This window comes from Pseudoalteromonas atlantica (assembly GCA_007988745.1).
Taxonomy (GTDB): domain Bacteria; phylum Pseudomonadota; class Gammaproteobacteria; order Enterobacterales; family Alteromonadaceae; genus Pseudoalteromonas; species Pseudoalteromonas atlantica.
The window spans coordinates 1-12,107 of sequence record BJUT01000081.1 but is presented as its reverse complement, the minus strand read 5'-3'; the positions used below and the strand labels follow the sequence as shown (position 1 = coordinate 12,107).

General features: G+C 42.9%; 8 protein-coding genes and 1 other RNA gene. 8 read left to right on the top strand and 1 reads right to left on the bottom strand.

The features are described from left to right. The first annotated feature begins 405 nt into the window (after positions 1-405). The 4 genes from PAT01_RS19090 to PAT01_RS19075 all read left to right on the top strand — a co-directional run bounded on the left by PAT01_RS19090 (position 406) and on the right by PAT01_RS19075 (position 7,062). Entirely contained in the window at positions 406-1,038 is a 633-nt protein-coding gene (locus tag PAT01_RS19090) for a putative quinol monooxygenase (RefSeq protein ID WP_138580031.1), read from the top strand. Positions 1,039-1,260: 222 nt separating this feature from the next. After that, positions 1,261-2,676 carry a TolC family protein gene (locus PAT01_RS19085; protein ID WP_138580032.1) on the top strand — a complete coding sequence of 472 codons (1,416 nt, stop codon included), beginning with the start codon at positions 1,261-1,263 and terminating at the stop codon, positions 2,674-2,676. Next, positions 2,666-3,982: an efflux RND transporter periplasmic adaptor subunit gene (locus tag PAT01_RS19080; RefSeq protein ID WP_138580033.1), complete on the top strand. Its 1,317-nt coding sequence runs from the start codon at positions 2,666-2,668 to the stop codon at positions 3,980-3,982. The genes PAT01_RS19085 and PAT01_RS19080 overlap by 11 nt, the downstream gene beginning before the upstream one ends. Further along, complete coding sequence (locus tag PAT01_RS19075; protein ID WP_138580034.1) at positions 3,979-7,062, top strand: efflux RND transporter permease subunit; 3,084 nt, start codon at positions 3,979-3,981, stop codon at positions 7,060-7,062. Before PAT01_RS19080 ends, PAT01_RS19075 begins: the two co-directional genes overlap by 4 nt. A 141-nt stretch (positions 7,063-7,203) precedes the next feature. Here the strand turns inward: PAT01_RS19075 and ssrS are convergent. Further along, positions 7,204-7,387: non-coding RNA, 6S RNA (gene ssrS, locus PAT01_RS19070), on the bottom strand. A gap of 193 nt (positions 7,388-7,580) precedes the next feature. On the opposite strand from ssrS, the gene PAT01_RS19065 reads away from it, so the two are divergent. Genes PAT01_RS19065 through PAT01_RS19050 form a run of 4 tightly spaced genes read left to right on the top strand, consistent with a single transcriptional unit; the run spans position 7,581 to position 11,849 of the window. Next, the gene (locus PAT01_RS19065; protein WP_004589599.1) at positions 7,581-8,135 is read left to right on the top strand and encodes a UPF0149 family protein; all 555 of its coding nucleotides are present in this window, start codon (positions 7,581-7,583) and stop codon (positions 8,133-8,135) included. A gap of 25 nt (positions 8,136-8,160) precedes the next feature. Beyond that, the gene (gene pepP / locus PAT01_RS19060; protein WP_138580035.1) at positions 8,161-9,483 is read left to right on the top strand and encodes a Xaa-Pro aminopeptidase; all 1,323 of its coding nucleotides are present in this window, start codon (positions 8,161-8,163) and stop codon (positions 9,481-9,483) included. A 15-nt stretch (positions 9,484-9,498) separates the two neighbouring features. After that, positions 9,499-10,686, top strand: a complete 1,188-nt coding sequence (gene ubiH / locus PAT01_RS19055) for a 2-octaprenyl-6-methoxyphenyl hydroxylase (protein WP_138580036.1) — start codon at positions 9,499-9,501, stop codon at positions 10,684-10,686. Continuing rightward, complete coding sequence (locus PAT01_RS19050; RefSeq protein ID WP_154946005.1) at positions 10,683-11,849, top strand: FAD-dependent monooxygenase; 1,167 nt, start codon at positions 10,683-10,685, stop codon at positions 11,847-11,849. The genes ubiH and PAT01_RS19050 overlap by 4 nt, the downstream gene beginning before the upstream one ends. Positions 11,850-12,107: the final 258 nt, after the last annotated feature.

Genomic DNA, 12,107 nt, shown 5'->3' with positions numbered 1-12,107 from the left:
TATTAAAGCCCTGCATACACATGCGGGGCTTTTTTTTGCTTAAAATTTATTATGGACAAAACAGTCCATATTAATTGGGTATATCCTCTCTTTTTCTCCCTTGTTTGCATGCGCATAATTACCTCATCAAAAGGTTAGGTGCTGTTATTACTCACTCCATTTACTCACTCAATATGATTGATTTAAGTAATAAAGTGCAGGGTACCTTTAGCCCTAATAACGCCAATCCGCAATAATACTTAATCATTTTGCGGGGCTAAACGTGTCACTACCGGCGTTAAAAGTTCCTATTTAGAACAACTAAATAGCGGCTTTTTTGCCTAGCTATCAGCACGTTTTTCAAGCCTCAAAATAGATCACTTAATTAAGCGTATTGGTATAAGTAATTTAAAGCTGGAGCTAATTATGATCACGCAAATTGTTAAGTTTGATATTAAAGACGAGCACATCGCACAATTTAAAGCGCTACTAGAAGAAGACAAGCAAGGCGCTAAAGCCGAAACAGGTCTTATAGAGATGCGTTTATATCAGGATAAAAACGAGCCAGGCGTCTTTTTTGCTTATGAGCGTTTTGAAGATCAAAATGCAGTTGATTACCATGGCGCACAAGATTACACACAAACGTTATTAAGTGCGTTGGCTGAAATCAGCCAATCGGCGCCACAGGTCATGTTATTAGAAGATACAATGCCAGCTCCGCTGCATGAGCGTAATACAAAAGTTGTTAACCCTGAAGATGACATATGTATTGTGTTTTTTATTTTTAAGATTAAGCCAAGTTTTAAAAATAAAGTCATTGAGCGTTTCGAAACTCATGTAACGCAAACGCGCAGCCAGGAGCCTGGTAACTTAGTGTTTGATTTATATAGTATTGAAAATAACGACGATACATTAGTTGTTTATGAACATTGGCGCAGTGAATCTGCGTTGTGGGATATTCACTTTAAACAGCCGTACGCAGTAAAAACAAGCGAATTATTAGCGCAAGCAGTTGTTGGCGATATGCAGCAATATATGAGCTTCGTTAAAGAAATTTAAAGGCTTGTGTTTAACAACATTACTTATCCCATTTAGCAAATAGTGTATTACACGCTATTTGCTTTTTTGTATAAATACCCTCCAAATTCCCTGCCGGTTTTTATAATAACTGACTATTATGTTAATTCATCGCAACGTATGTAATGTTATGTAAAGTAAGTTGAGCAAAATTTGCCAAAGTGCTTGAATTACATTCATAAATGGCAGTAATTTAGGTTAACTATGATTTGGCAAACTAAGCCAACTTTATTGGCTCTTAGCTTGGTATTGTTGAGCGGCTGTGCGGGTACGCTAAACCCTCAGCAGCGCGAGCAAGCACCCAGCGACATTGCAGCGACATGGCAACATGGTTTAGCACAAAATGCACTTGCAGTAGATCAGCAATGGCTGCAAACCTTAGAAAACCCTTACATCGAAAACCTTGTTAATAAGGCACTAAATAATAATCAGGCCTTGTTACAAAGTGCCTACGATGTACAAATACAAAAGCAGCAATTAATAATTTCAGGCTCTGCGCTTTGGCCCGATCTTGATTTATCTGCGCAAACTAGGCGCAGTAAAGACAATAGACCTGTAAGTTATGATAATGCCAGCTCCGTCACTTTAGAGCTAAGCTATGAAGTAGATGTGTGGGGTAAGTTATCTGATGCTAAACGCCAAGCCAACCTAAACTACTTGGCGGAACAAGCTAGTTTTGAGCAAGCTAAGCAGCAATTGGTGGCCAATGTTGTCACTGGCTGGTTTGATTTAGTAACCGCCCAGCAGTTACTCGATTTATATAAACGCCGAGAAGAAAACGCACAGCAAAACTTAGATATTATTGAATCGGGCTACCGCCAAGGTATTAATGAAGCACTCGATGTATATTTAGCCCGTAATGAGCTTAATAACGAGCGTACGCGTATTGCTAATCAACAAGCCACGCTTGTAAGCGCCTCGCGTTCTTTAGAGCGTTTATTAGGCGGTTACCCCAAAGGCGATATATCAGCAGAGGTTGAACTGCCTGTTTTTCTTTCGCCAATTAATACCGGTATTCCCTCTGAGCTAATTACACGCAAGCCTCAATTGCGCGCAAGCTGGTACCAGTTATTAGCAAGCGACGCAGGCCTAGCCTATGCCCATAAACAGCGTTTCCCTAGTTTAAACTTATCAGCAAGCGTGAGTGATAGCACCGATAGAGTGAGCGATTTATTCTCGCCATCAAGCTTAGCGTGGTCTTTATTAGGCAGTATTTCTGCGCCAATATTTAATGGTGGCCAGCTAAAAGCAAATGAAGAAGTAGCACGCTTAAATGCACAAAAACAAGAGCAAGTATATTTAGATACCTTGTACGATGCATTCAGCGATGTTGAAAACGCAATTACTCAGCAGCAATCCTTGCAAGCCAGTTATAAAAGCACGCTAGAGGCGCAAGAAAACGCCCTTGCAGCAGAGCAACTGTCGTTTGAGCAGTACCAAAGCGGCTTAGTAACTTACACTACTGTGCTTGATGCCCAGTCCCGCTCTTTTGATGCGCAAAGCTCACTCATTGAAACAAAAAACCAGCTAATTGCTAACCGAATAAACCTATACGTTGCCCTTGGCGGCGATTTTAACGCCCCAACAAGCGAACCTAAGAGCAATAACGATGAAAACTAAATCAGCAAAACTTTTAATCCCAGCCGTAGTGGTGGTGGCCACCATTTTAATTGTTATGTTTATTAAGGGTAATCCACCTGAAGCAAAACGTTTTGGCTCACCTCCTAAAGCCACGGTGAGCGTATCGGTAAAAAAGATTGAACCACAAGACTACTTAATTTTTATTGATAGCTATGGCACGGTAAAGCCGCGTACTCAAAGTTTGTTAGTTGCTCAAGCATCTGGGCAAATTAATAAAGTAAGTGATGATTTTAGAGAGGGCGGTTTTTTTGAAAAAGGCGATGTACTGCTACAGCTAGACGATAGAGATCATCAAGCTGAGGTTAAATCGGCGCAAGCAGCATTACTTACTGCAGAGCAAAGTTTGTTAGAAGAAAAAGCCCGCGGCCAACAAGCAATTACTGATTGGAAGCGTTTAGGCGGCTCATCTCAAGCGAACAGCTTAGTACTTCGCGAGCCCCAACTAGCGGCTGCACAAGCACAAGTACTTTCAGCACAAGCCGCACTTGAAAAAGCACAGCTTGATTTAGAGCGCACCCAAATTACAGCGCCTTACGCTGGGCGTGTGCTTAGTCGTAATGTAGACCTTGGCCAAGTGGTAAGCGAAAACACAGAACTTGCAACTATTTATGCCATAGACAGCGTTGAAGTGCGCTTACCAATTAAAAATAAAGACCTTTCGTATATTAGTTTGCCAGAGCAATACAGAGATGGCAGTAAAAACCAAGCCGGCTCACTCGTTAAGTTTAAATCTGACTTAGTGGGCGAGCAAACATGGCAAGGGCAAATAATACGTACTGAAGGCGCTATCGATGAAGGTGCACAGCAATTGTATATTGTTGCGCAAATAAATGACCCTTACAAAGCCACGGCTAATAACCAATACCCAATTAAAATTGGGCAATACATCACTGCGCAAATTAGCGGTAAAACAGTGCCTGATGCGTTAATAATCCCTAATAGTACTATTTACCAAGGCAGCTACGTGTATGTGGTTGAAGAGGGGCTGCTAAAGCGTAAAAATATTACGCTTGCATGGCAAAATGCTACACAAGCTATGGTAAAAACAGGCCTCAATCCAGGCGATAAGTTAGTAATTACACCGCTTGGGCAAGTAAGTTCAGGCACAGCAGTAAGCATTTTAGGCGAAACCGATACGCAAAATATGCGAGCAAAAGGCCCAAATGGCGCAGGCAAAGGTAAGCGTCCATCGCGTGAGCAGCTAGAAAAAAAAGCGCAAGAAATGGGAGTTAGTGTTGAAGAGCTAATACAAAAACGCCGCGCTGCACAAGGAGATAAGCCATGATTGCTTGGTTTACAAAAAACCATGTAGCAGCCAATTTATTGCTTATTACGTTACTGCTATCGGGTTTATTTAGTTTATCGAGTCAAATACCGCTTGAGGTGTTTCCATCGTTTGAAACAGATCGCATAAGTGTAAGCGTTACTTTGCGCGGCTCAACCCCTGAGGATGTAGAGCAAGGGGTTACCATTCGAATAGAAGAAGCCGTTCAAGATTTAGAAGGTATAGAGCAAATTTCTAGCCGCTCATCAGAGGGCTCTGCGTCGGTAACTATAGAAGTAGAAAGTGGCTACGACCCGCGCGAATTATTAGCCGATATAAAAAGCCGTGTAGATGCTATAAACACTTTTCCGGCCGATGCTGAAAAGCCCATTGTGGCGCTTGCCGAGCGAAAACGCGAAGTAATAGCTGTTACCGTAGCGAGCGATTACGGTGAAAAAGAAACCTTAGAATACGCCGAGCAAGTACGCGACGATATTTTACGCCTTCCTAATGTTACGCAGGTTGAGCTAAGTGGTGTACGCGATTACGAGCTCGCCATAGAAGTAAGCCAAGATACACTTCGCCAATACAACTTAACCCTTGCGCAAATATCTACCGCTGTGGCTAAGTCGAGCTCTGATATTTCGGCTGGTAATTTAAAAACAGAAGGGGGCGATGTACTTATAAGCTCAAAAGGGCAAGCTTACCGAAAAGATGAATTTGCAAACATTGTAGTTAAAAATCAGAGCGACGGTACAGTAATACGCTTAGGTGATATAGCAAACATTAATGATGACTTTGAAGAGACCCCGGTACGTACACGCTTTAATGGTAAACAAGCCGCCTTTATAGATGTATACCGCATAGGGCCGCAAAGTGCGATAGATGTCGCAGATGATGTAAAAAACTACATAGAGTCTAAGCAAAGCTCGTTACCACAAGGTTTTGAATTAAGTTACTGGGATGACGACTCTCAAGTTGTAAAAAGCCGTATTGCTACGCTAACCAGCAGCGCCCTACAAGGGGGCATTTTAGTACTGGCTTTGCTAACTTTATTTTTACGCCCAGCCATCGCATTTTGGGTGTTTATTGGTATTCCTGTTTCGTTTATGGGCGCATTTATTGCGATGCCTATTTTTGGTGTAACCCTTAATATTATGAGCTTATTTGGCTTTATTTTAGTACTGGGTATTGTGGTGGATGACGCCATAGTAACGGGGGAGAACGTTTATACTCATTTAAAAACCGCAGAGTCGGGCGAACAAGCTGCCATTTTAGGCACGCAAGAAGTAGCAACACCAGTTACCTTTGGGGTACTAACAACCGTAGCGGCTTTTTTACCTTTAGCGTTTATTGAAGGCGCGCGGGGTGCCTTGTTTGCACAAATTCCGGTGGTGGTTATTCCGGTATTACTGTTCTCGTTAATTGAGTCTAAGTTTGTGCTGCCAGCTCATTTAAAGTACATAAAACTACGTAATCAAAAAACAAAATCATCAAAGCTTGAAGTACTTCAGCAGCGTTTTGCAGACGGATTTGAAAGCGCTATTTTAAAATACTATCAGCCTATTTTAGCTAAAGCATTGCGCTATAAATTAGCGACGGTGAGTTTGTTTGTTGGTGTGTTTTTTATAATTTTAACTTTAATAACCAGTGGGTGGACTAAGTTTGTATTTTTTCCGCGTATCCCAAGCGAAACCGTACGAGTAACATTAACCTTGCCAACAGGCACGCCGTTTGAAGTTACCAATAAGTATGTAATGGATATGTCGCAAAAAGCGCAGTTATTGCAAGACAAATACCGCGATGAAGATACCGGCGAAAGCGTTATATTAAATATTTTAGCCTCAACCGGTGGGCGTGGTGGCGCGTCTAACTCAGGCAGTGTGCGCTTTGAAATAACCCCTGCAGAGAGCCGCGACTCAGACATTGGCTCACGCGAGCTGGTAAGTGAGTGGCGCGATTTAATAGGAATTATTCCTGGCGCCGAAAGCGTAACCTTTAGGGCCGAAATAGGACGCAGCTCAGACCCTATAGATGTGCAGCTAAGTGGTACATCGCTCGATACGTTACAAAAAATTGCCGAAAGCGTTAAAGCGCGCTTAAGTACTTACCCAACCGTATTTGATATTGCCGATAGCATGTCTGATGGTAAAGAAGAGTTGCAAATAGAGCTTACCGAGCAAGGCTTTGCTTTGGGCTTAAACCGAGTTGATGTAGCAAACCAAGTACGTAACTCGTTTTTTGGCTCGCAGGTGCAGCGTATTCAACGCGGGCGTGACGATGTACGCGTTATGGTACGCCTACCTATTGAAGAGCGCCGCTCTGTAGCCGACTTACAAAATATACTTATTACTACGCCTACGGGCGGCTCGGTGCCACTTTCGCATGTAGCTACATTAATTGCAGGGCAAAGCCCATCTACGATTAACCGAATAGACCGCTACCGCACACTTAACGTGACTGCCGACATAGAAAAAAGCAATACCAACATGACCGCGCTGCAAGCCGACCTAACTGAGTATTTAGATGAATTAATGCAGCAATACCCAGGTGTTGATTACAAGCTAGAAGGTGAAGCTAAAGAGCAAAGAGAGTCGTTTGGCTCGCTTGCTTGGGCATTGTTATTTGTATTTTTTATTATTTACTCACTATTAGCTATACCGCTTAAATCGTACATGCAGCCAATTATTGTAATGAGCGTTATTCCGTTTGGCATGATAGGCGCTGTAATAGGGCACTGGGTTATGGGGATGGAGTTAACCATTATGAGCTTACTTGGTATGTTGGCACTTATTGGTGTGGTGGTTAACGATTCACTTGTGTTGGTCGACTTTATTAATAAAAAACGCAGTGAAGGCGGCAAAATTATTGATGCGGTTAAACTTGCAGGGGCTGCACGTTTTCGCCCAGTAATGCTCACAAGTTTAACCACCTTTATTGGTTTAATGCCGCTACTATTTGAAAAGGCGACACAAGCACAGTTTTTAATTCCAATGGCAGTAAGCCTTGGCTTTGGTATTGTGTTTGCTACGTTTATTACGCTTATATTAGTGCCAGTAAACTATATGCTGATGGAGCGTTTTCAAAGCTGGTTTAGATAAATAACGAAATGTGTTCTAGGACTAAGCTGTGGTTGATTAATATCAATTGCAGCTTTTTTTTGCTAAAAATTTATAAAGGTAATAAAGGGTATTTAAAAACAGGGGAGTAGCAAAAAATGCAAAAACAGAAAAATAAGAAAAGTGTTCCCCAAGCGTGCGGTGTCCGGCGTCAGTCCTGAAACCAGAAGGTTTCAGGGCGGAAAGCTGCGGTCTACCGTAGGCTTCTCGGTACATGCCGAGCTTGCACAATAGTAGACGAACAGAAATCCTGGTATAAAATTTATCGGCTCAGGGACTTAACCAAACTCCGGCACCCCAGGGAACAAGTTCAGTATATAAGACATAATCCATTCCTTAAACCCCAAACGTAAAAAATTGAACCGTTCGAGCAGTTTTTGCCCGCTGGTAACTCGCTATTTACTTATCATGCTACTTTTTGAGCAGGATCATACAATTAATTGGAGTTGCTTTTTATCGAGTGGTAGCATTGCCTTAACTAGCAAAGCGAAGATATAAACATGAGCGACTTACCAGATTACCAAAAAGCCCAGCTGCTTTTAGAAAAAAACGAAATTTTTGTCTCACCGGCAGAAGCGCACGGCGTAATTAGTGGATTACTAGCGTGTGGTTTAAGTATTGATGACAAAGAATACTTAGGCCTATTAAGCGATGTATTTAATGATGGCCAAGCGTTTAGCAACGACCTAAAGCAGTTTTTTGGCACCATTTATAAGCAAGTGGTAGCAAGTTTTAACGATGAAGCTTTTGCGTTCGATTTATTTTTACCAAGCGATGATGAAACACTCATCGATCAAGCCAATGGCCTCGTATCATGGGTTGCAGGGTTTATGCTTGGATTTGGTTTAAAGCAAAAAGATTACGGTAAGTTATCGGCAGATGTAAAAGAAGTTATTAGCGATTTTAGCGAAATTACACGCCTAGATACCATGTTTGACGAAACCGAAGAAGACAGCCAAGCCCTGCATGAAGTGATTGAATATGTACGTGTATCGGCATTGCTTTGTTTTGCCGAGCTTGGCAAAGAAAAAGCACCTAAAAAAACACTACATTAATCTAAATAAAACGGGTTGTTAAAGTATGGTTGAAATACAGAAGTCAGAATTTAAAGCACGCCGTGAGCGTTTACTTGCGAAAATGGATGCAAATAGTGTGGCCATTATTCCTGCGGCCAGTGAAGTAACTCGTAGCCGCGATACGGAATATGCATTTAGACAAGACAGCGACTTTTTTTACTTAACCGGCTTTAACGAACCCGATGCCGTTTTAGTGCTGTGTAATAACAGCGATACGCCAAGTACGTTATTTTGTCTTGATAAAGATAAACTGGCCGAAATTTGGCACGGCCGCAGAATTGGCTTCGAAAAAGCTAAAAATGAGTACTTATTCGACGAAACTTACGCATTAAGTGAGCTAACTGAACAATTATTAGATTTGGTTAACGGTCAGCAGATTTTATTTTATGCACAAGGCGCTTACCCAAGTTTTGATACCAAAGTATTTACCTTGTTAAACACACTTCGCAGCGCGCCTAAAAAAGGCTATCAGGCACCGAGTACGATAAAAGATGTGCGTGCTCTTATTCACGAAATGCGCTTGTTTAAATCGCCAAGCGAAGTAAACATTATGCGTGAAGGCTGCGAAATAAGTGCCCGTGGGCATATGCGTGCAATGCGTTATTCGCACCCTGGTGCTACAGAGTTTCAGCTAGAGGCAGAGCTGCATCATCATTATGCAATGAACGGAGCCCCGCACCCAGCGTACGGCACCATTGTTGGCAGTGGCGATAACGCTAATATTTTGCACTACACGCAAAATAGCGATGTGCTAAAAGATGGCGACCTAGTATTAATTGACTCAGGGTGTGAGTTACAAGGTTACGCTGCCGATATTACGCGTACTTTTCCGGTTAATGGCAAGTTTAGCGAACCTCAAGCCGCGCTTTATAACATTGTACTTAAAGCCCAAGAAGTGGCTTTTGAAGAAGTTAAACCCGGCGGGTTTATGTCGCATGCCAATAAACGTGCAATGGAAGTAATGACTCAAGGATTACTTGATTTAGGTATTTTAACCGGCGACCTTGATGAGCTAATGGCAAAAGGTGCCTGTAAAGAATATTACATGCACGGTCTTGGCCACTGGTTAGGCCTTGATGTTCACGATGTAGGCGATTACAAACAAAACAACGTTGAGCGCGCATTTGAGCCAGGCATGGTGTTAACCATAGAGCCTGGGCTTTACATTAGTGAAGATTCAAACGCACCGCCGCAATATAAAGGCATTGGTATTCGTATCGAAGATAATTTACTTATTACTGAGTCAGGGCATGAAAACCTCACCTTGAGTGTGCCTAAAACCATAAACGATATAGAAGCACTTATGCAAAGTGCAAAAAGCGCATAAGCTTGGAGAAATAAAGTGGCTAAGCAGTTTGATGTCGTTGTTATTGGGGGCGGGCTTGCAGGGGCAAGTTGTGCGCTAAGCATTGCTAAAACAAACCCTTCACTCGCTATTGCGGTAGTAGAAGCAAACCAAGTAACGGGCGATTACCACCCAAGTTTTGACGACAGAAGTATTGCCCTTGCACAGCAGTCGGTTGAGTATTTACAGCAGTTAAATTTATTTGAGCCACGTGCGCCATACACAGCAGCAATAAAAAAAGTAAGCGTGTCGGATCGTGGTCACTTTGGTAAAGCACATATTAGTTGCGACGAGTTTGCTAAACCGTCATTAGGTTACGTGGTTGAGGTAAACCCGTTTGGCCGCGCACTGTATCAGCGTTTAACGCAAGCGAGTATTGCACTTTATTGCCCCGATAGCGTAAGCGCTATTAAGCAAAGCCTAAACAGTAATGAGGTTACTTTACAAAGCGGCGAGCAACTTAATACTAAGCTACTGGTTATTGCCGATGGTGCGCAATCTCCAACCCGTAACTTACTGGGTTTAGGCTTTAATACTCAGCCCTATGAACAAGGCGCTATTATAGCCAATGTTGAAGTAGCAGGCGGGCATAACAACCATGCGTATGAGCGCTTTACCGAGCACGGCCCTATGGCGCTTTTACCAATGAGCAATAGCCGTTATTCATTAGTGTGGTGCATGAAGCAACAGCACGTTGAGCAGCATACAGCCTTAAACGAAAATGATTTTTTAAACGCACTGCAAAGTGCATTTGGTTATCGGGCAGGGCAATTTACAAAAGTGGGCACACGCACAAGCTACCCGCTAGTATATGGCCAAGCTGAATCATTAACAGCGCATCGTACGGTAGTCATTGGTAACGCTGCTCATGCTATTCATCCCATTGCAGGGCAGGGCTTTAATTTAGGCCTGCGTGATGTACAAGTACTTAGTAATTTAATTGCAACAAGTAAAAACGAGTTAGGCAGTTATGCGTTTACCCGTGAGTATTCACAAAAGCGTAGCAGCGATATAAATACCGTAATGAGTTTAACCGACGCACTGGTTAGGCTTTTTTCAAACTCGTCACGAGTATTAGCGCTTGGGCGCAGCATTGGGCTTTTCTCAATGGATTTATTTCCCGCATTAAAAGCACCGTTGGCCAAGCAGCTAATGGGGCAAGTTAAACAAGGTACACGTTTATGAAGCAAGCACAGGTTTGTATAGTGGGTGGTGGCTGCGTAGGCTTAACCCTCGCGTTAGGACTCGCTAAAGCCAATGTAAGTGTTGTGGTGCTAGACGCCGCGCCAAAGCAATTACCGCCAAGTGATGAATACGCCTTGCGGGTAAGTGCGCTGAGTATTGCAAGCCAAAACCTGTTTGAGCAATTAAACGTATGGCCACACATAATGGCAGAGCGAGCGTGTGCCTATACGCATATGGACGTACGCGACGCCGACAGCTTTGGTAAAATAACCTTTAATAACGAGCAACTTGAGCTTGAACACTTAGGCCATATAGTTGAAAACGATATTATTCGTTTTGCACTTATAAAAGAGCTAGAGCAACACCCCACTGCCACACTGATGTTTGATACTGAGTATCAACAAATACACCAAAGTGAGTCCGACGTATTTATAACCCTTAAAAGCGGTGAGCCTATTATTGCTAAGCTGCTGGTGGCGGCCGATGGCGCAAATTCGGCTATTCGTAAACAATTTAATATGGCGCTAAGCTTTAAAGATTACGACCATCATGCATTGGTTGCTACGGTTAAAACCAAAGAGCCACACGCAAACACCGCACGCCAAGTGTTTTTACCAACTGGGTCACTGGCATTTTTACCCCTTAGCGATGACAACACCCATTCTATTGTGTGGTCTACCAGCCCTAATCATTGCGATGAATTGCTAGCAATGGACGACACTACTTTTAATAAAGCTGTAATGGCAGCCATAGATGGCCAATGCGGGCTGTGTGAAGTGCAAAGTAAACGCGCAGCATTTCCACTTAAAATGCGCTACGCCCAGCAATGGGTAAGTGGCAAAGTGGTATTAATGGGTGATGCAGCGCACACCATTCACCCACTTGCAGGGCTTGGTATGAACCTAGGCCTAAAAGACGCCGCGTATTTAATTGAGCTACTGACAAGTGATAGTAAAGAGTTTGCGAGTACCCGTACACTTCGCGATTACGAGCGCACCCGCAAGCTCGACGCGCAAAAGCACATAGCCATGATGCAAGGGCTTAAAGAGTTATTTGAAGGAGCCAACCCGGTTAAAAAGCTGATACGTGGAGTCGGGCTGTCACTCGTTGATAACCTAGGCCCAATAAAACACCTGTTCGCCAAAGAAGCGATAGGCAAATAACGTAGGTTGGGAAGAGCGAAGCGAAACCCAACGTATAAAGTAAAGTAGTTAGTTTTTAGCTATCAGCTTTCAGTAAAGAAAAACCGATGTTTAGGTAAAACATCGGTTTTTGTTTTTAAGTGGCTTTAAACAGATTAAAAGCTGCGCTTTTCACGCGAGCAAGCTTTGCGTTTACACACAAACCCAACGCACTTATCGTAATTCTGCTTGTTGATATAAAGCGAACGCATATTAATATGACCCTGATAGCTGATAGCT